Below are 18,871 nucleotides of genomic sequence, written 5' to 3'. Positions count from 1 at the left end.
CCCACTATTATTCCATAATTGATTTTTAAATGAAACCTATAAACCTAAAAGAAAAACATGCTGCCTTTACCAAGCAATGGCACCCACATCAAATTGCCGTGGTAGATGATATGCAGGTGATCCTTGCTAAGATTAAGGGCGAATTTGTATGGCACGCCCATAAGGATGAGGACGAGCTTTTCCAAGTCCTAAAAGGCACCCTGTATATGCAATTCAGGGATCACACAGAAATCGTAAAAGAAGGTGAAATTATTGTAGTACCAAAAGGTGTTGAACATTGCCCCGCTACAAAGAACGATGAGGAGGTACACTTACTACTTTTTGAAAAGTTGAGTACAGCGCATACCGGTGAGGTGAACCATGAAATGACACAAACGTCTTACCCAAAGATTTAATCTTAGCATGAAAGTACTTCATTTGGATACCAACCATCCGCTACTTATTGAACAATTGACCGCTTTAGGCTTTGTAAATGATGAGGATTATGCCTCCTCTAAAGAAGAAGTGGGAAAAAAAATCCATTCCTATGATGGATTGATTATCCGAAGTAGGTTTACCATAGATGAGGCCTTTTTGGACAAAGCCGTTAATTTAAAATTCATTGGACGTGTAGGGGCAGGCCTAGAAAACATAGCGGTGAAGTATGCAAAGGCAAAGAACATTTTTTTGGCCGCAGCCCCAGAGGGCAACCGCAATGCTGTTGGAGAACATGCCCTGGGCATGTTGCTCTCCCTATTCAACAAACTCAATAAAGCGGATCATGAGGTTCGCAATGGCCAATGGGATAGGGAAGGTAACCGTGGATTGGAACTCGATGGGAAAACCGTGGGTATCATAGGATACGGCAATACCGGAAAGGCCTTTGCCCAAAAACTCAGAGGTTTTAACGTTGATGTTATTTGTTATGATATCATAGGAGGCGTTGGGGATGAAAATGCCAGGCAGGTGGGTATTATGGAATTACAACAGAAAACGAATGTGCTTAGTCTACATGTTCCCCAAACCTCGGAAACCTTGGGAATGATACATGCCAAATTTATCAAAGGTTTTCGGAACCCCTTTTGGCTATTGAACACCGCTCGGGGCAAATGCGTGGTGACGGCAGATTTAGTAGCAGCGTTAAAATCTGGAAGAGTTTTGGGCGCAGGATTGGACGTGCTGGAATATGAAAAAAAATCGTTCGAAAACATGTTCCATACCTTAGATACATCACAAACCACCAACGAAACCCTATCTCATCTGCCCGAAGCCTTTAAATACCTATTGCAAGCAGAAAATGTACTGCTAACTCCCCACGTGGCCGGATGGACAATAGAAAGTAAAGAAAAACTTGCCCAAACCATAGTGGATAAAATAAAGGTTGAATTTTGCTAAATTTAGTACGTGAAAAAAACCGTACTCACCTTTGGGTTATTGATCATTGCGTTGTTATTGCTATTCCAAATAAGCAAGTATTCTATTGTTAGTGGTAGTTTAAAGTTTGAATTTGCTATAGCTATGGTAGCCATTGTGTTTTTTGTTGTAGGCGTGGTTTTGCACAAGAAAAGCCTTCAAAAAAACCAATTGCCTACAGGCCAAATAAACCACGAAAAAATTAAGGCCCTGGCTTTAAGCAAGCGCGAATATGAGGTGCTGCAAGAGATTTCCAAGGGATTGTCCAACAAGGAAATTGCCGACCACCTTTTTGTTTCGGAAAGTACCGTAAAAACGCACGTATCCAATCTGTTGGTAAAACTCAATGCCAAACGAAGAACACAGGCCATTCAGATAGCCAAAACCATGCAGATCATATAACTTTTCTTCGGTCAGCTTACAATTTAGTACTTTAGTATGAGGCCCATAAACCCTCATTTTAATAGTTTTAACCACCAGTACTAAATTCAAAAAATATGAAAAATACGGTAATTAAGTTCGGCGTTTACGGTTTTGTATTTGCTCTATTGGTGTTTCTTTCCGGACTCTATTTTGGTCAGGATGTGGATTATTCCTGGGGCGAGGTTATTGGATATGCAACCATGATAGCATCCCTTAGTTTTGTTTATTTTGGCATTAAACATTTTAGGGACAAGGAAAATGGAGGCACAATAACCTTCACCAAAGCAGTGGTCATAGGCCTATTGATTTCTTTGTTCACCGCTGCCGGAATAGCGTTGGCCGACTTTATTTACACCACACTTATAAATCCAGATTTTTTTAAAGAATACACCGCAGTAATGCGCCAGGAAGGATACAAGGGAGAAATCCCAGATTACGGAAGCGGGTTTATGGCCATGATCATGTTCCTTACCGTAATGATTATTGGACTGATAATTTCGTTGCTATCGGCACTTATATTACAGAACAAAAATTAAAACAAGACTTACTATGAGATCCAATGCAACCACGCCCGAAGCTTACATAGAGGAACTTCCGGAAGACAGAAAACCCGCAATAAGAAAATTGCGAAAAACAATCTTGGAAAATCTCCCGACCGGTTTTAATGAGACCATGAATTATGGAATGATAGGGTATGTAATTCCCCATAGTCTATACCCCAATGGTTATCACTGCGATCCCAAGTTACCCTTGCCCTTTATGAACCTGGCCTCACAAAAAAATTATATTGCCGTTTATCATATGGGAGTGTACTCAGACAAAACCCTTTTGGCATGGTTTACCAAAGCGTATGCAAAACATACAACCAGTAAATTGGATATGGGCAAAAGCTGTATTCGCTTTAAAAATATCAAGGCAATTCCATTTGCCCTTATCGGAGAGCTTTGCACCAAGATAACGCCCAAGGAATGGATAATTTTATACGAAAAAGCAACTAAAAACAATTAAATATCATGAAAAACAGAGTTACAGGCCTAGGTGGGTTTTTCTTTAAGACCAAAGACCCCGATGCCATTAAAAAATGGTACAAACTGCATTTGGGAATTCCAACGGATCAATACGGCTGGACCTTTTGGTGGAAAGATAAAGAAGGAAACGATTGCTCAACACAATGGAGTCCTTTTAATGATGACACCAACTACTTTGCACCTTGCGAAAAAGAGTTTATGATGAATTTTAGGGTAGAAAATTTAGAAGAGCTATTGAAAGTCTTAAAAGAGGAAGGCGTTACCGTAGTAGGTGAAATGGAAACGTACGATTATGGAAAGTTTGGATGGATTTTAGACCCCGAAGGCAATAAACTGGAACTTTGGGAACCTGTGGACAAAGCTTTCCTTTAATTTAACCCTTTACCTTAGAAGTTATCTTTTACATTTTGTTTATCTGGCGGCCCAGAGCAATAAAAAAAGAAATGTCATGAGTGTTGTAGCTGCTTTCTGCCATTTCATGATCAGTTGAATAAAAATTTTATACCGATAAAAATAATTGTTACATTTAAGCTGATATTAACCACCAAAAACAAAAGCAATGTCAGACGAAGATAAAGATTTGGGCGATAAAGCCGAAGATGCGTTCGAAGATGCCAAAGAAGCTGCTCAAGATGCGGCGGAGGATGCTAAGGAAGCCGCAGGCGATTTTAAGGAAGAAGCCAAAAAAACCGCTAATGAGTTCACCGAAGGATTAAAAGATGCCGGGGGCGACAATAAAAAAATATTGGCGGGTATCCTTGGAATTTTATTCGGTTCCCTAGGTGTACATAAGTTTATTTTGGGATATAACAAAGAAGGTATTATAATGGCTGCGGTAACCCTTGTAGGTTACGCAACTACCTGTTTGGTGGTTGGGGCCTTTTTCTTTTGGATTCCTGGACTTATTGGGTTCATAGAAGGTATTATCTATATTACCAAGTCAGATGAGGATTTTTATAACACCTATCAAGTAGGTAAAAAACCTTGGTTCTAAAAACATAAAAGTCAGATTTTTTTGATCTGGCTTTTTTTATTCGTTCTATTATCGTAATATTGCAATATATAAATACGAAATGGGTATAACCAAAACACAAATATTCAACGCCAAGCAAAATGAATTGGCCACCATATTCCGAGTCCTGGCAAATCCGGCAAGGATTGCCATATTGGAATACATCAGCAATCAGGAGGCCTGCATATGCAACGATATCGTTGAAGAAATTGGTTTGGCCCAGCCTACCATTTCCCAGCATTTAAAGGAACTGAAAAGTATAGACCTTATTAAAGGCGAAATTGAGGGCAAAAAGATCTGTTACTGCATCAACCTAGAAAAATGGGAGGCAATACAAGACCTTTTAAACACCTTTTTTAATAAAACAAAGTTTAACTGTTGTTAATCGCAATCACATAAACAATACATTATGCAAACCAAGGAATTATTAGCACTGCTACAAGAACATCAAAACAAAAGCTTACTTTTTGAATATAAACCAGGGCAAACCGTTGGTGCCAATTACCATATCACCGAAGTAAAGAATGTGACCATAGACTCCGTAGACTGCGGGGCCGGGGTAGATTTTTGGAAAGAGACTATTATACAGCTTTGGGAGAGTCCATCCGAAATAGAAAAGACAACATATATGTCTGCCTATAAAGCTCTAGGAATCCTTCAAAAAGTAAACAAGATAAAACCAATGGAAATGGACACCGAGGTGAAGTTCGAATATAGTAACGCCAGCTTCCATACCGCCCAACTCTTTGTTAACGACTTTCAGCTGAACAATGATGCACTTGTCATAAAACTGGGCGTAAAAAAAACAGATTGCAAGGCCAAAGAAACCTGCGGTGTTCCCGAGTTGGAAACAAGCGCGGCAAATTCTTGCGCTCCCGGAAGTGGTTGTTGCTAAATTTCGCACATTAAATAGTTAGGAACAAAATGTCCCACACCCTTATACGTGAAATGAGCCAAGAAGACTGGCAAGCTGTTGCTACCATTTATCTGGAAGGTATTGCTACAGGATACGCCACTTTTGAACAAGAGGTTCCAAGTTTTGATGCATGGGACAAGGCCCATTTAAAGAAATGCAGAATGGTCGCCTCTATACAAGATACCATTGTGGGTTGGGCGGCCCTGTCGGCCGTATCCAGTAGGTGTGTTTACGGAGGGGTGGCCGAGGTAAGTGTGTATGTAGCACAACAGGCCTGGGGCCTGGGCGTGGGCAAACTGCTTATGAAACATTTGATCGATGAAAGTGAGGTCTGTGGATTATGGACCTTGCAATCGGGTATATTTCCAGAAAATATAGGTAGTATTAAACTACACGAGAAAATGGGGTTTAGGTTTATCGGTAAACGAGAACGTATAGGCAAGTTAAATGGGGCATGGAAAGATAATTTATTGTTTGAGCGAAGAAGTAAAAAAATAGGCATCTCTTAACAAAAATAAAGCAATGAAAAACATATTGGTATTGTGCACAGGAAATTCCTGTAGAAGTCAGATGGCCCATGGTTACATGGAAAATCTACAAGATGGATTAGCTAACATCTATAGTGCCGGGATAGAGACCCACGGTTTAAATCCGGGTGCCGTGGCCATTATGCAAGAGGATGGTTTAGACATAACCCATCATACATCTAACAATGTAACGGAATATGATGGAATTATCTGGGATTATATTATTACCGTATGCGACCATGCTAAAGAAAATTGTCCATACATCCCCTCAAAGGATGCAAAACGGATTCATCATAATTTTTTTGATCCCTCTAAAGTAGTAGGAACGGAAGAAGAAAAACATGATGCTTTTTTGAAGGCCCGAAACGAAATTAAGCAGTTCTGCCAAAAATTTATCACTGAAGAATTGGCCTAAGTATCGCCGTTGGTCTGTGCTTCCATAAATTTCCGCTCCAGTTCTGCCTGAAACTCTTCCATCACAGGCTTTACTGTGCTTTCTGGTAAGTCGGCAATTTTAATGTACATTAAACCGTCTACGGAATTGTTAAAGAGTGGATCCACATTAAAAGCCACCACTTTAGCGTTTTGTTTTATATATTTTTTGATCAATACCGGCAAACGAAGGCTTCCCGGCTCTACCTCATCTATCAATTTATCAAACTTGTTAAGGTCTGCCTGGGTCTCATCAAAAACAAACTCCTTGTCGGCATCGTTAAGTTTTACCTTAAATTCCTTTTTTGGTCTTATGTACTGCGCAACGTATGGATCCCAATAATGCGATTTCATAAATTCGATCATAAGCGATTTGGAGAAGTTGGAGAATTGATTGCTGATACTTACCCCTCCAATAAGATATTTATGCTCCGGGTGCCTTAGGGTGGTATGTACAATACCTTTCCATAATAAGAACAAGGGCATAGGTTTTTGCTGATATTCTTTTATGATATAGGCCCTACCCATTTCTATGGATTGGGACATCATACCATGCAGCTCTGGTTCTACTCTAAATAGGTCTTGAAGGTAAAAACCATCAATACCGTATTTATCAAAAATGTCTGCTCCCATACCCATTCTATAGGCGCCAACGATCATTTTTTCTTTATCGTCCCAAAGAAACAAATGATAGTAGTAAGAATCAAATTCGTCCAAATCTATGGCATTATTGGTGCCCTCCCCAATAGCCCTAAAAGTTACTTCTCGTTGCCGACCGATTTCTTTAAGGATAAATGGCATGTCGTTCTCCGTTGCCAAAAAAACCTCATAATTTTTGCTTTGCAACAGTCGACAATCTTTTTCCCTCAGTTTTTCAATCTCCCCTTCAATGACCTCGGTTCTTACGGCCGAGGCAATTTTTCTTGGCGGTTTTGGAATTTTTAGGCTCGATGGCACCATATCTATTAGCCTTTCCTTTTCATAGGCATTGGCCAGGATATAGGTTTTTTTTCGGAGTAGCTCCGTAAATTCCTCCAAACTCTCATTTTCTTCCTGCGTCTGTACGGATATCGGCTGCCCTATCCTTACTTTAATAGATCTATTCCGTTGGGAAGCCACTTCCGAAGGAAGTTTGGCGGTCCTGAACACATCGCTGATCTTAGACAACCGATAAAACAACCTACTGTTTTTGGCATGGAAATATATAGGTACTACGGGCACTTTAGCTTTTTTGATGAGTTTCAAGGCGCTTTCTTCCCAAGGTCTATCTACAATTAATTTTCCATCCCTATAAGTGGAGACCTCCCCCGCAGGAAAAATACCCAACGGATGCCCCTCCCTTAAATGAAGTAGGGCAGTTTTAAACCCACCGATACTGCTTTTGGCATCTTTATGGTTTTCAAAAGGATTCACAGGCATTATATAAGGTGCCATGGGTGCTATTCTGTTCAATAAAAAGTTTGCAATGATTTTAAAATCGGACCGCTGTTGTAGCAATAATTTTAGTAAAAGTACCCCATCGATACCACCCAAGGGATGGTTGGAGATGGTTATATAGGGTCCTTCCTTGGGTAAGCGTCTATAGTCCTCTTCCGGGATTTCAAAATCTATTTCATAATGCTCCAGGATGGCATCTAAAAAATCGATTCCCTCTAAATGTTTATGATTATCATAAAAACGGTTGATGCCGGAAATTTTGGTGACCTTCATCAAGATCCATCCGATAAAAGTCCCTACAAAGCCGTACTTGTGTAGGTTAATTGCCCTGGCTACTTCCTTTGCGGTTACTAAACCCATGGTATCTAGAAATTAGATAACGGTAAATATAGCAAAAACGGCAGATGGCACCTACTTAACCGTTGGATATGAAATGGAATTTTATTGTTTTACTACTAATTGAACGGTTTCTTTTCCCCGTTGTTCCAACAAAATTTCTCGTCCATTTTGCAAGGAGGCTATTGCCGCTGAATTAAAGTGTCTAATGGTATACAACGAAACATTTTCATGGCAAACTACTTTAAATCTGCCTTTTAACTCATCTAACAACCCTTGCAACCTATCAAATCTATTGTCTACACAAACCGAAAAACTAATGGCGGAGTTCTGTATTAAATCTACCTTCATTTTATAATCGTGCAACATTTTAAAAAGTTCGCTGATGCTGTTTTCCACAATGAAGGAAAAATCCAGGGAAGATAGTTTCATTAGCACCTGGTTCTTCTTCACTATAAAACATGGGACTTCTGGTTCTATACCAATTCCTTTACCCACCACCGTACCTGCGTTCTTTGGATTTAAAAACGACTTCACCTGCAATGGAATTTCTTTTCGTTGCAATGGTTGCAGCGTCTTTGGGTGTATTACCGAAGCACCATAGAAAGCTAGCTCAATAGCCTCCCTATACGATATTTTATTCAGAAGTTGTGTATCTTCAAAATACCTTGGATCCGCATTGAGCACTCCGGGTACATCTTTCCAAATGGTTACGGAATTGGCGTCTAGACAGTATGCAAAAATGGCCGCCGTATAATCGGACCCTTCCCTACCCAAGGTAGTGGTAAAGTTGTTGTCATCGCTTCCTAAAAATCCTTGGGTAATATTTAGGGTACTTCTATCTATATCCTTGGAAATCCGTTCTTGGGTAGTTTCCCAATTTACATGGGCATCCCTATAGCTATCGTCTGTCTTTATAAAATTACGGACATCTAACCAATTGTTTTTTATACCAATGTCGTTAAGATAGGCACTTAGAATATTGGTAGACACCAATTCTCCATAACCCACGACCTGATCATATACAAAACTGTATTTAGGTGATTTGTTCCACGCCAAAAAGCCTCGTACCTCGTTAAACAAATCTGTGATCTGTTTAAATATAGGATGCTGGTTGTTACTGAATAGTTCTGTTAAAATAGAATTGTGATATGTAATTACTTCCCTAATTACCTCGGTACAGGCAGCGTTATCCTCAAAATAGGTGTTAACTATCTTTTCCATGGCGTTAGTGGTTTTGCCCATGGCAGAAACTACCAACAAAGTGTTCTCATGACCCACTTCTTGCAATACTTTTACTAAATTCTTTACGCCATTGGCATCTTTCACCGATGCCCCGCCAAATTTAAAAACCCTCATAAATTATTTATAAAATTTTGTATTCCGCCCTCATCCATATGAACAACATCCCAATCCCTTAATACCCTTGCTCCTTTCGCCTCGTAAAAGTTAATCGCTGGTTCGTTCCAGTCCAACACCTCCCAAGATATACGCTTAACCCCTAGATTATGTCCATACTTTATTACTTCTGTCAATAAAGCGCTGCCTAATCCGCTGCCTCGCATTTCTTTAGTGACTATTAAATCCTCTAGATGGATTATTGGGCCTTTCCAGGTAGAATAGCGGGGGTATATAAGTGCCGTACCCACTATTTCACCGTCAGATTCTGCAACAAAACAATGAAACAAGGGTTTTAGGCCGAAGCCATCCCGAATTAAGTCGTTCGTAGTTATTTCTACGGCATTCTCCTCTTTTTCGAATTCTGCAAGTTCTTGCACTAGTTTTAACACCCTCTGCATATCCTCTGCCCGGGCATCTCTAATTGTATAGCTCATGGTTGTTACAAATAAAACACAAAGTTATAAATTTAAAAAACTAATGATTCACGAAATCGTTATAGTTTAACAAAAAAAACGATATTTGTGCCCAAATAAAACATGCTCCCAAAAATGGACAAGAAAAATAGAACCCTTGGCGAATTTATTATAGAGAATCAGTCTTCCTTTCAATATTCTTCGGGTGAATTGTCCAAGTTAATCAACGCGCTACGCTTAGCGGCCAAAGTAGTGAACCACGAAGTGAACAAGGCAGGGTTGATCGACATTTTGGGTGCTGCCGGGGACACCAACGTGCAGGGCGAAGATCAACAGAAATTGGATGTGTTGGCCAATGAAAAATTTATACAGACCCTAAAGAATCGCGAAATTGTGTGCGGAATAGCCTCGGAAGAGGAAGACCACTACATTACCATAAATAGTAATGATGAACAACATCAAAACAAATATGTGGTTTTGATAGATCCTTTGGACGGTTCTTCCAATATAGATGTTAATGTGTCCGTAGGTACCATCTTTAGCATTTACCGCAGAGTAAGCCCTATAGGCACTCCCGTTACCATGGAAGATTTCTTGCAGCCTGGGAAAAACCAAGTTGCGGCGGGCTACATTATCTACGGTACTTCTACCATGTTGGTATATACAACCGGGGATGGTGTAAACGGGTTTACGCTTAACCCGGCCTTGGGAACGTTCTATCTATCGCATCCCAATATGCAATTTCCGGAAACAGGTAAAATCTATTCGGTAAACGAAGGCAATTATATTCATTTTCCGCAAGGGGTAAAGGACTATATCAAATACTGCCAAAAAGAAGAAGGAGATAGGCCTTATACTTCTAGATACATAGGTTCCTTGGTTTCGGATTTCCATAGAAATATGATAAAGGGAGGAATTTATATGTATCCCAAGAGCAGTATGGCTTCCAATGGTAAACTAAGGTTGCTTTACGAGTGCAATCCTATGGCACTTATAGCCGAACAGGCCAATGGTAAAGCCAGCGACGGATACCGACGTATTTTGGACTTGGAGCCTACTGAACTCCATCAAAGGGTTCCCTTCTTTTGCGGTAGTAGAAATATGGTTGAAAAAGTAGAGGAATTTATCGGCCTTAACGGGTAAACCCAATACTAGTTTCGCTCTTTTTCTTTTTGGATCATATATAGATAATCGTCCCAATCTATATTGCCCCCAAAAATAGCAATGGACCGCTCAATCAAAACCTCGGCCTCTTCACTTTTAAAACCCATTCCAATCGCATATTTTCGAATCAGATTTCGTTCTCCTTCATCAACCACCATATCTGCATGTACAATTCTGAAAAGGTCGTAAAAACGCTTTAATCTTTCTTTGGAATCTGCTTCGGGCTCTATGGCATATTGCGTAGGATCTTTCATGACTTTTTTATACTCTTCCTCGGAAATATGCAATTTTTGTGCAAAACGGTCCAAAAGTTTCAATTCTTCAGGTTTAACTTCACCGTTAACCGCGGCTAAAGATGTTAGGGCGGCAAAATGGGCCAAATTCTTTCTTTGACCACTATGGTAATACAAATCTTTAAAAGACATTCTGTTCTGTTTAATTTAACGACAAATATAATTTTTTTAAAGGTCATAGTTTTAAAACCCGATGATTATTTTAAGTCTAAACTAGACATCAAGAACAAGTAAATTAAATCGGAAATTGTTAACTTCACCTTGCTATGGGGGAACTACTTCTAGATTTTATGTTTAAAAGTATTTATTGCTATAAGGAAGGTATTTCTCCATTATGAACAGGGATCAACTTTACGACATAGCACTACAATGGTTCCTTAAGCAAGGTTGGAAACCTTTTACCTTTCAAAAACAAACCTGGAAAGCTTTTTTACAGGGTAAGCATGGTTTGCTAAACGCCCCTACAGGCAGCGGTAAAACCTATGCCCTATGGTTCCCCATTGTTCTAAATTATATAAAGGACAACCCCAATTATAAAACCAAGCACAGAAAGGGGTTAAAAGCGATATGGATTACCCCCTTAAGGGCACTTTCGCAAGAAATAAGGCAATCGGCAGAAAGGGTTAGTTTGGATCTGGGCACCAAACTTGTTGTAGGGATACGCACCGGTGATACGTCTACCAAGGAACGGGCACAACAAAGAAAACAAATGCCCGATCTGTTGATAACCACCCCAGAAAGCCTGCAGTTACTACTGGCAACCAAAGGCTATGATAAAATGTTCCAAAATTGTTCCGCGATCGTGGTGGACGAGTGGCACGAGCTTCTGGGCACCAAACGGGGTGTACAGATGGAGTTGGGTCTGTCTCGCTTAAAAAATATTTCAAAAAATTTGCGGATATGGGGCATTTCGGCGACCATAGGAAATTTAGATCAAGCCAGGCAGGTATTACTTGGGCCTACCTCCGATGCGCTTCAAAATTCGACCCTTATAAAAGCTAATCTCAACAAAAAAATTACGGTAAAAAGCATTATTCCCAAACAAATGGAAACCTTTCCTTGGCGGGGTCATTTAGGCCTTCACCTGTTGGAAGAGGTGGTACCGATAATCAATGGCAGTAAAACCACCTTGTTGTTCACAAACACCCGAAGCCAGTGCGAAATTTGGTTTCAGAAAATTTTGGAGAAACACCCCGAATATGCAGGAGAAATGGCAATGCACCACGGTAGTATCAATAAAGAAACCCGACTTTGGGTAGAGCAGGCCATTAGAAACGAAAGTCTTAAAGCGGTGGTCTGCACATCGAGCTTGGACCTTGGAGTGGATTTTGCCCCTGTAGAAACCGTTGTGCAAATTGGGGGGCCAAAGGGTGTAGCCCGTTTTCTTCAACGTGCTGGCAGAAGTGGTCACCGGCCAGGAAAGGAAAGTGTAATTTACTTCTTACCTACCCATGCCATAGAATTAGTAGAGGCCTCGGCCCTACAACAAGCAGTAAAACAAAAAGCTGTTGAAGATCGTATTCCTTACCTCAACAGTTTTGATGTGCTTGTACAATATCTGGTAACCCTTGCCATTTCGGATGGTTTTTATCCCAACCAGCTATTTAAGGAAATAAAAGAAACTTTTTGTTTTCAGGACATTTCATTAGATCAATGGCAATGGCTTTTGAATTTTGTGGTAATTGGCAGTCAAAGTTTACAATCCTATGATGAATATAAGAAGGTAGAAGTAGCCGAAGACGGCAGATTTAAGGTAAACAACAGGGGTATTGCGATGCGTCATCGTTTTCAGATAGGGACCATTGTTGGCGACGCCAATTTGTCGGTTAGATATCAAAAGGGGGGGTATATTGGATCTATTGAAGAATTTTTTATTTCCAAATTAACGAAAGGGGACGTGTTTACCTTTGCCGGAAGAAATTTGGAGTTTATACGAATAAAAGACATGCAGGTACATGTTCGGAATTCTTCCAAAAAAACGAAGAAGGTACCTAGTTGGATGGGTGGCAGGCTTACCCTTTCCGCACAAATGTCGGAACTTTTGCGCAATGAGCTATACTCGGCTTCCGAAGACCGTAGTTTGCAATCCAAAGAGATAAGATCGCTTCATCCTCTTTTTGAACAACAACGGGCAGAGAGCATTGTACCACGCCCCAATGAATTCTTGATAGAGTCTTTTAAGACCAGAGACGGATATCACTATATTTTTTATCCCTTTGAAGGTAGGTTTGTACATGAGGCCATGGGAAGCCTATTGGGTTACCGTATAAGCCTCTTGGCCCCGATTACTTTTTCCCTGGCCTTCAATGATTACGGGTTTGAACTTCTGTCCGATCAAGAAATTGATATGCAGCAGGTACTGGACAATGATCTTTTTACCAACGATTATTTATTGGACGACCTTCAAAAAAGCTTAAACGCCACGGAAATGGCACGAAGGAAATTCCGGGACATTGCTGTTATCAGTGGTATGGTGTTTACCGGTTATCCGGACAAAGGGGTTAAAATGAAACACCTACAAAGTAGCTCACAACTCTTATTTGAGGTTTTCAAAGATTACGAACCCGATAATTTGTTGTACCGACAGGCCTTTACGGAAACTTTTGAGCATCAATTGGAGGAGGGTAGGTTAAGGATGGCTTTAGAAAGGATAAACCAACAAGAGATTGTATGGAAAGCCTGTGAAAACCCCACGCCCTTTTCATTTCCAATCATTACCGATCGACTACGCGAAAAGCTATCGAGTGAAAAACTGGCCGATAGAATTAGAAGAATGACCGCGCTCCTAACTAAAAAATAATCGGGTCTTTAACTTTTCCTAATTTTGAAGCATGACCCAGACTATTGAGATACAAAATCAAAACTTTATACTGCATCCAACGGGAGCCCTATACTGGCAAGAAAAATCCATGTTATTGATCAGTGATGTTCATCTTGGGAAAATATCGCACTTTAGAAAGTACGGATCAGCAGTCCCGGGTAAAGCCATCCTAAAAAACTTTGAACTGTTGGATGAGGTAGCCACCTATTTTAATCCAAAGGCAATCTGTTTTATGGGCGATCTGTTCCATTCCGCCATGAATAAGGAGTGGCATTTGTTTGAGGCATGGGTAGCCAAGACCCAAGCCCATATTACGTTGGTATCGGGCAACCATGATATAATCTCTCCCCTAAGGTACGAGGCATTGGGCATAACCGTGCTAGAACAATTGGTATTGGACCTTTTTTTATTGACCCACCATCCGGAAACACGGGAAGGACTTTACAATTTTTCCGGACATATTCATCCGGCGGTCAGACTCAAAGGATCTGGCAGACAGTCTTTAAAACTTGCTTGCTTTTTTAAAAGTCCACAACAACTTATTCTTCCCGCTTTTGGCGAATTTACCGGAAACCATGTGCTTAAACCCAATAAGAAAAACAAAGTATACGCCATTACAAAAAATGAGGTAATTTTAGTGTCAGATTAAAGCTATTCTATGTTAACAAACCAGAAGCATCTTTTCAGTATTTCCAATAAAGCAACCTATTTAAATGGCGCTTACATGGCCCCACAGTTGAAAACCGTGGAAACGATAGGGATAGAGAACCTAAAACGAAAAAACGAACCTTATACCATTGGCGCAACAGATTTCTTTAGCAAACAAGAGATACTAAAACAGCGATTTTCAGAGTTGACGGATATTGCGGATTACAGGAATGTAGCCGTAATTCCTTCCGTTTCTTACGGTATTGCCACCGCGGCCAATAATGTAAAATTAAATCCCGGTGACGAAATTATATTGGTAGATGAACAGTTTCCAAGTAACGTTTATTCCTGGCAAAGAGCTGCGGAGAAGTATGGCGCCCGGATCAACGTCATTGCGCCACCCCAATCCTTTAAAGACCGTACAAAAAACTGGAACCGGCTAATTTTAGATGCCATTACCCAAAAGACAGCCGTTGTGGCCATGCCCCATATACACTGGGCAGATGGTTCTCTTTTTGATTTAAAAAACATCCGCGAAAAAACAAAAAAAGTAGATGCCCTTCTGGTAATCGATGGCACCCAAAGTGTAGGTGCACTCCCCTTCTCTGTAAAAGAGTATGAGCCAGATGTTCTGGTTTGTGGAGGTTACAAATGGTTGTTAGGGCCTTATTCACTTGGCGTGGCCTATTACAGCGATCGCTTTAATGAAGGCAACCCTATTGAAGATAGTTGGATGAACCGTTTGTATAGCGAAAATTTTTCGGAGTTGACCAGTTACCAAGATCAATTTCAACCAAAGGCGGGTAGATACTCCATGGGGGAATCCAGTAATTTTATTACCGTTCCCATGCTCATAAGATCTATAGAGCAGTTATTGGAATGGAAGCCTGCCAACATACAAGATTACTGTGCCTCCATATCAACAAAGGCCATTACCCAACTGAGGACCAAGAATTGTTTTGTAGAGGAAGAATCGTCCAGGGCCAACCACCTTTTTGGAGTGTACCTACCAGACACTATGGACCTAGAGACAATTAAACAACGGTTGTTAGATCAGAACATTTACGTTTCCTATCGAGGCCAAGCAATACGGGTCTCTTGTAACGTATACAATTCTGAAGAAGACTTTAATAAATTGTTAGCTTGTTTTTAAACTTGTGATCAACCGGCAAGGTTCCTTTTGTTAGTAAGCAAGAGTGTTTATATTTGCACAAATTTTAACGGTTGACCCAGTCTACCCTTCTACAACTGTTCTCAAAGTCTCCGCAACAGCAGAAACTGAGGGAATCCCTTGCCCAAAATCAAAAACACATCAATTTAAAAGGGTTAACCGGTTCTGCAATTTCCTTTGTTATTGCCGATGCCTTTAAGGCAATGGAAGCCCCTTTTTTGGTAGTCTTAAACGATAAGGAAGAAGCGGCCTATCACTTAAATGACCTAGAGCAATTACTAGGCGAAAGGGACGTACTCTTTTACCCTGGGAGTTATCGTAGACCCTATCAAATTGAAGAAACCGATAACGCCAATGTGCTGCTGCGGGCCGAAGTACTTAACCGCATCAACTCCAAAAAGAGACCCGCAGTAATTGTAACCTATCCGGATGCTCTTTTCGAAAAGGTGGTTACCCGAAAGGAATTGAACAGCAACACTTTAAAAATTAAGCTTAATGATACTTTGAGCTTGGATTTTTTGAACGAGGTTTTATTCGAATACCAATTTAAGCGAGTAGATTTTGTTACCGAACCTGGAGAATTTTCCGTTCGCGGCGGTATCGTGGACGTTTTCTCTTTTTCACATAACGAGCCCTATCGGGTAGAGTTTTTTGGAGACGAGGTAGATAGCATCCGTACCTTCGACGTGGAAACACAATTGTCCACATCCAGGGTGAAAAAAATTGGCATTATCCCCAATGTGGAAAATAAATTTCTAAAAGAAACCCGGGAAAGCTTTCTAAAATACATTTCGCCCAATACGCTTGTCTTTGCTAAAAACCTTGGTCTGCTCTACGATAGACTGGATTCGTTCTTTGAAAAGGCACATATAGCGTTCGATAAACTTTCCAAAGAGATTAAACACGCAACCCCTGGAGAACTTTTTGTCAATTCGGAACTATTAAAAACCCAACTACAAGATTTTGGTTTGGTATCCTTGGAAAACAATTTTGATGAGGGCCAGGAAAAATCCGATACCATAACATTTCGTACAAAGCCGCAGCCTTCTTTCAATAAGAAGTTCAATTTGCTGATCAACAATCTAAATGAAAATCACAACCAAAACTTCACCAATTATATCTTTTGTGCAACGGAACAACAAGCCAAACGTTTTCATGACATTTTTGAGGAAGTAGCGCAAGAAGTACATTATAAAACCTTGGTATTTCCACTATATCAAGGGTTTATAGATGATACCCTTAAAATCGTGTGCTACACAGATCATCAAATTTTTGAGCGTTACCTTAAGTTTCATCTCAAAAACGGATACGCTAAAAAGCAGGCCATTACCCTTAAAGAACTGAACAAGTTGGAAATTGGTGACTACGTTACCCATATAGACCACGGTATCGGTAAATTTGGTGGACTTCAAAAAATAGATGTCGAAGGCAAAAAACAAGAGGCCATAAAATTAATGTATGGCGAGCGAGATATTCTTTATGTAAGCATACACTCCCTTCATAAAATTTCTAAATTCAACGGAAAGGACGGTGCCGTACCCAAAATTTATAAGCTGGGATCGGCCGCTTGGAAAAAGTTAAAACAGAAGACCAAATCCAGGGTAAAGAAAATTGCTTTCGATCTTATAAAAGTCTATGCCAAGCGAAGGTTGGAAAAAGGCTTTCAATACAATCCCGATAGTTACCTGCAGCACGAGCTGGAAGCTTCTTTCCTCTATGAGGATACTCCAGACCAGACAAAAGCCACCGAGGACATTAAGCAAGACATGGAAAGTGAACGGCCCATGGACCGCCTAATCTGCGGGGACGTTGGTTTTGGAAAGACCGAAGTGGCAATCCGTGCTGCGTTTAAAGCAGTGGACAACGGTAAACAGGTAGCCGTTTTGGTGCCTACAACAATTTTGGCCTTTCAGCATAACAGAACCTTTAAGGAAAGACTTAAGGATATGCCCATAACGGTAGATTACCTAAACCGGTTCCGAACCACAAAAGAACGTAGGGAAACCTTGGAGAATTTGGCTTCAGGAAAGGTCGATATCATTATTGGAACACATCAGTTGGTGAACAAAAATGTAAAATTTAAAGATTTGGGGTTACTTATTGTGGATGAGGAACAAAAATTTGGTGTTGCCGTTAAAGACAAACTAAAATCGATCAAAGAAAATGTGGATGTCCTTACCCTTACCGCCACCCCTATTCCTCGTACCCTACAATTTAGTCTTATGGCCGCTAGGGACCTATCTGTTATAAACACGCCACCTCCCAATCGTTACCCTATAGAAAGTAGGGTTACCCGTTTTAACGAAGAAATAATCCGGGATGCCATAACCTATGAGATCCAAAGGGGCGGACAGGTGTTTTTTATACATAATAGAATAGAGAACATTACCGAAGTTGCCGGAATGGTGCAACGTTTGGTACCCGATGCTAAAATTGGAATAGGCCATGGCCAAATGGAAGGCAAAAAATTGGAGCAATTGATGCTGGCCTTTATGAACGGTGAATTTGACGTATTGGTATCTACAACCATTGTAGAAAGCGGTTTGGACGTAACCAATGCCAACACCATTTTCATTAACAATGCCAACAATTTTGGTCTAAGTGATTTGCATCAAATGCGGGGCCGCGTAGGCAGAAGCAATAAAAAGGCCTTCTGCTATTTTATTACCCCACCCTATGACATGATGACCACCGATGCCAGAAAAAGGATACAGGCCTTGGAACAGTTTACCGAACTGGGAAGCGGTTTCAATATAGCAATGAAAGATCTGGAAATACGCGGCGCAGGCGATCTGTTGGGAGGCGAACAAAGTGGTTTTATCAATGAGATAGGATTTGATGCCTACCAAAAAATACTTACCGAAGCCATAGCAGAACTTAAGGAAAATGAGTTTAAAGAATTGTACGAAGAGGTTGAAGGGCCAGTTACAACCTTTGTTAAAGACACCCAAATAGATTCAGATTTTGAACTGCTTTTTCCGGACGATTATGTGAATAACATTACAGAACGACTAAATCTTTATACCCAGTTAAACGGGATAAAGGAAGAACCTCAACTTCAAAAGTTTGAGCGTGAACTGATCGATAGATTTGGTGAATTGCCAACGCAGGTAGTAGATCTTTTAAACTCGGTGCGGATAAAATGGATAGCAAACAGCATAGGTCTGGAAAAAATAGTAATGAAAAAAAGCAAATTACTTGGTTATTTTGTGGCAGACCAGCAATCGGAATTTTACCAAAGTGCCACTTTTACCAAGGTGCTAGGATTTGTACAAGCCAATGCAAGCCTTTGTAAAATGAAGGAAAAACAAACGAGGAACGGCTTAAGACTGATCTTGGTCTTTGAACAGGTTAGTTCCGTAAAAAAGGCCTTGAGCGTTTTAAACCCATTTGTTCGCGAAAATGAGGTCGTTTCGTAGAACACCTTTTTTAATCGGTAAAAACGATTATTTTGGTG

Annotated in this window: 20 protein-coding genes; 16 read left to right on the top strand and 4 right to left on the bottom strand. The window is 40.4% G+C overall.

Going from position 1 to position 18,871, the window contains the following annotated elements; genetic code table 11:
- Positions 1-29 precede the first annotated feature (29 nt).
- The 11 genes from ACEQ81_RS04630 (at position 30) to ACEQ81_RS04580 (ending at position 5,713) form a co-directional block, all read left to right on the top strand.
- Positions 30-395, top strand: a complete 366-nt coding sequence (locus tag ACEQ81_RS04630) for a cupin domain-containing protein (RefSeq protein ID WP_411029678.1) — start codon at positions 30-32, stop codon at positions 393-395.
- A 7-nt stretch (positions 396-402) separates the two neighbouring features.
- Positions 403-1,374, top strand: a complete 972-nt coding sequence (locus ACEQ81_RS04625; RefSeq protein WP_411029677.1) for a 2-hydroxyacid dehydrogenase — start codon at positions 403-405, stop codon at positions 1,372-1,374.
- 9 nt (positions 1,375-1,383) lie between these two features.
- Entirely contained in the window at positions 1,384-1,794 is a 411-nt protein-coding gene (locus ACEQ81_RS04620; protein WP_411029676.1) for a response regulator transcription factor, read from the top strand.
- Positions 1,795-1,889: 95 nt separating this feature from the next.
- Entirely contained in the window at positions 1,890-2,351 is a 462-nt protein-coding gene (locus ACEQ81_RS04615; RefSeq protein ID WP_411029675.1) for a DUF4199 domain-containing protein, read from the top strand.
- Positions 2,352-2,364: 13 nt separating this feature from the next.
- Positions 2,365-2,823, top strand: a complete 459-nt coding sequence (locus ACEQ81_RS04610) for a DUF1801 domain-containing protein (RefSeq protein WP_411029674.1) — start codon at positions 2,365-2,367, stop codon at positions 2,821-2,823.
- A gap of 5 nt (positions 2,824-2,828) precedes the next feature.
- Complete coding sequence (locus ACEQ81_RS04605; protein WP_411029673.1) at positions 2,829-3,215, top strand: VOC family protein; 387 nt, start codon at positions 2,829-2,831, stop codon at positions 3,213-3,215.
- Positions 3,216-3,402: 187 nt separating this feature from the next.
- On the top strand, positions 3,403-3,837 hold the full coding sequence (locus ACEQ81_RS04600; protein ID WP_411029672.1) for a TM2 domain-containing protein: 435 nt from the start codon (positions 3,403-3,405) through the stop codon (positions 3,835-3,837).
- A 79-nt stretch (positions 3,838-3,916) separates the two neighbouring features.
- On the top strand, positions 3,917-4,240 hold the full coding sequence (locus ACEQ81_RS04595) for an ArsR/SmtB family transcription factor (protein WP_411029671.1): 324 nt from the start codon (positions 3,917-3,919) through the stop codon (positions 4,238-4,240).
- Between the two features lie 24 nt (positions 4,241-4,264).
- Positions 4,265-4,750, top strand: coding sequence for a DUF6428 family protein (locus ACEQ81_RS04590; RefSeq protein ID WP_411029670.1), 486 nt, complete (start codon positions 4,265-4,267; stop codon positions 4,748-4,750).
- Positions 4,751-4,779: 29 nt separating this feature from the next.
- A complete protein-coding gene (locus ACEQ81_RS04585) occupies positions 4,780-5,280 on the top strand; it encodes a GNAT family N-acetyltransferase (protein WP_411029669.1) in 501 nt (166 codons plus the stop codon).
- A 13-nt stretch (positions 5,281-5,293) separates the two neighbouring features.
- Positions 5,294-5,713, top strand: coding sequence for an arsenate reductase ArsC (locus ACEQ81_RS04580; RefSeq protein ID WP_411029668.1), 420 nt, complete (start codon positions 5,294-5,296; stop codon positions 5,711-5,713).
- Here the strand turns inward: ACEQ81_RS04580 and ACEQ81_RS04575 are convergent.
- The 3 genes from ACEQ81_RS04575 to ACEQ81_RS04565 form a co-directional block, all read right to left on the bottom strand.
- On the bottom strand, positions 5,710-7,527 hold the full coding sequence (locus ACEQ81_RS04575) for a GNAT family N-acyltransferase (protein ID WP_411029667.1): 1,818 nt from the start codon (positions 7,525-7,527) through the stop codon (positions 5,710-5,712). The two genes, ACEQ81_RS04580 and ACEQ81_RS04575, sit on opposite strands and share 4 nt — an antisense overlap.
- An 81-nt stretch (positions 7,528-7,608) precedes the next feature.
- Positions 7,609-8,862: an aspartate kinase gene (locus tag ACEQ81_RS04570; protein WP_411029666.1), complete on the bottom strand. Its 1,254-nt coding sequence runs from the start codon at positions 8,860-8,862 to the stop codon at positions 7,609-7,611.
- Positions 8,859-9,338, bottom strand: coding sequence for a GNAT family N-acetyltransferase (locus ACEQ81_RS04565; RefSeq protein WP_411029665.1), 480 nt, complete (start codon positions 9,336-9,338; stop codon positions 8,859-8,861). The genes ACEQ81_RS04570 and ACEQ81_RS04565 overlap by 4 nt, the downstream gene beginning before the upstream one ends.
- A 114-nt stretch (positions 9,339-9,452) precedes the next feature.
- Here ACEQ81_RS04565 and fbp point away from each other — a divergent pair, with 114 nt between their 5' ends.
- Positions 9,453-10,460: a class 1 fructose-bisphosphatase gene (gene fbp, locus ACEQ81_RS04560; protein ID WP_411029664.1), complete on the top strand. Its 1,008-nt coding sequence runs from the start codon at positions 9,453-9,455 to the stop codon at positions 10,458-10,460.
- 8 nt (positions 10,461-10,468) lie between these two features.
- On the opposite strand, the gene ACEQ81_RS04555 is transcribed toward fbp, so the two are convergent.
- Positions 10,469-10,906, bottom strand: coding sequence for a TerB family tellurite resistance protein (locus tag ACEQ81_RS04555; protein ID WP_411029663.1), 438 nt, complete (start codon positions 10,904-10,906; stop codon positions 10,469-10,471).
- 202 nt (positions 10,907-11,108) lie between these two features.
- Here ACEQ81_RS04555 and ACEQ81_RS04550 point away from each other — a divergent pair, with 202 nt between their 5' ends.
- The 4 genes from ACEQ81_RS04550 to mfd all read left to right on the top strand — a co-directional run bounded on the left by ACEQ81_RS04550 (position 11,109) and on the right by mfd (position 18,833).
- The gene (locus ACEQ81_RS04550) at positions 11,109-13,574 is read left to right on the top strand and encodes a ligase-associated DNA damage response DEXH box helicase (protein WP_411029662.1); all 2,466 of its coding nucleotides are present in this window, start codon (positions 11,109-11,111) and stop codon (positions 13,572-13,574) included.
- Positions 13,575-13,605: 31 nt separating this feature from the next.
- The gene (gene pdeM / locus ACEQ81_RS04545; protein WP_411029661.1) at positions 13,606-14,244 is read left to right on the top strand and encodes a ligase-associated DNA damage response endonuclease PdeM; all 639 of its coding nucleotides are present in this window, start codon (positions 13,606-13,608) and stop codon (positions 14,242-14,244) included.
- Positions 14,245-14,253: 9 nt separating this feature from the next.
- On the top strand, positions 14,254-15,396 hold the full coding sequence (locus ACEQ81_RS04540) for an aminotransferase class V-fold PLP-dependent enzyme (protein WP_411029660.1): 1,143 nt from the start codon (positions 14,254-14,256) through the stop codon (positions 15,394-15,396).
- A gap of 71 nt (positions 15,397-15,467) precedes the next feature.
- A complete protein-coding gene (mfd, locus tag ACEQ81_RS04535) occupies positions 15,468-18,833 on the top strand; it encodes a transcription-repair coupling factor (RefSeq protein ID WP_411029659.1) in 3,366 nt (1,121 codons plus the stop codon).
- The last annotated feature ends 38 nt before the right edge of the window (positions 18,834-18,871 follow it).

This window comes from Spongiimicrobium sp. 3-5 (assembly GCF_046557915.1).
Taxonomy (GTDB): domain Bacteria; phylum Bacteroidota; class Bacteroidia; order Flavobacteriales; family Flavobacteriaceae; genus JBHEBG01.
Note: the sequence above shows the minus strand (reverse complement) of the source record. Positions and strands in the feature narration are given on the sequence as shown.

Bases quoted from the DNA above. Each gene is read 5' to 3' on its own strand.
- ACEQ81_RS04630 (WP_411029678.1), top strand. From the start codon at position 30: ATGAAACCTATAAACCTAAAAGAAAAACATGCTGCCTTTACCAAGCAA.
- ACEQ81_RS04625 (WP_411029677.1), top strand. From the start codon at position 403: ATGAAAGTACTTCATTTGGATACCAACCATCCGCTACTTATTGAACAA.
- ACEQ81_RS04615 (WP_411029675.1), top strand. From the start codon at position 1,890: ATGAAAAATACGGTAATTAAGTTCGGCGTTTACGGTTTTGTATTTGCT.
- ACEQ81_RS04610 (WP_411029674.1), top strand. From the start codon at position 2,365: ATGAGATCCAATGCAACCACGCCCGAAGCTTACATAGAGGAACTTCCG.
- ACEQ81_RS04605 (WP_411029673.1), top strand. From the start codon at position 2,829: ATGAAAAACAGAGTTACAGGCCTAGGTGGGTTTTTCTTTAAGACCAAA.
- ACEQ81_RS04600 (WP_411029672.1), top strand. From the start codon at position 3,403: ATGTCAGACGAAGATAAAGATTTGGGCGATAAAGCCGAAGATGCGTTC.
- ACEQ81_RS04595 (WP_411029671.1), top strand. From the start codon at position 3,917: ATGGGTATAACCAAAACACAAATATTCAACGCCAAGCAAAATGAATTG.
- ACEQ81_RS04590 (WP_411029670.1), top strand. From the start codon at position 4,265: ATGCAAACCAAGGAATTATTAGCACTGCTACAAGAACATCAAAACAAA.
- ACEQ81_RS04585 (WP_411029669.1), top strand. From the start codon at position 4,780: ATGTCCCACACCCTTATACGTGAAATGAGCCAAGAAGACTGGCAAGCT.
- ACEQ81_RS04580 (WP_411029668.1), top strand. From the start codon at position 5,294: ATGAAAAACATATTGGTATTGTGCACAGGAAATTCCTGTAGAAGTCAG.
- ACEQ81_RS04575 (WP_411029667.1), bottom strand. From the start codon at position 7,527: ATGGGTTTAGTAACCGCAAAGGAAGTAGCCAGGGCAATTAACCTACAC.
- ACEQ81_RS04570 (WP_411029666.1), bottom strand. From the start codon at position 8,862: ATGAGGGTTTTTAAATTTGGCGGGGCATCGGTGAAAGATGCCAATGGC.
- ACEQ81_RS04565 (WP_411029665.1), bottom strand. From the start codon at position 9,338: ATGAGCTATACAATTAGAGATGCCCGGGCAGAGGATATGCAGAGGGTG.
- fbp (WP_411029664.1), top strand. From the start codon at position 9,453: ATGGACAAGAAAAATAGAACCCTTGGCGAATTTATTATAGAGAATCAG.
- ACEQ81_RS04555 (WP_411029663.1), bottom strand. From the start codon at position 10,906: ATGTCTTTTAAAGATTTGTATTACCATAGTGGTCAAAGAAAGAATTTG.
- ACEQ81_RS04550 (WP_411029662.1), top strand. From the start codon at position 11,109: ATGAACAGGGATCAACTTTACGACATAGCACTACAATGGTTCCTTAAG.
- pdeM (WP_411029661.1), top strand. From the start codon at position 13,606: ATGACCCAGACTATTGAGATACAAAATCAAAACTTTATACTGCATCCA.
- ACEQ81_RS04540 (WP_411029660.1), top strand. From the start codon at position 14,254: ATGTTAACAAACCAGAAGCATCTTTTCAGTATTTCCAATAAAGCAACC.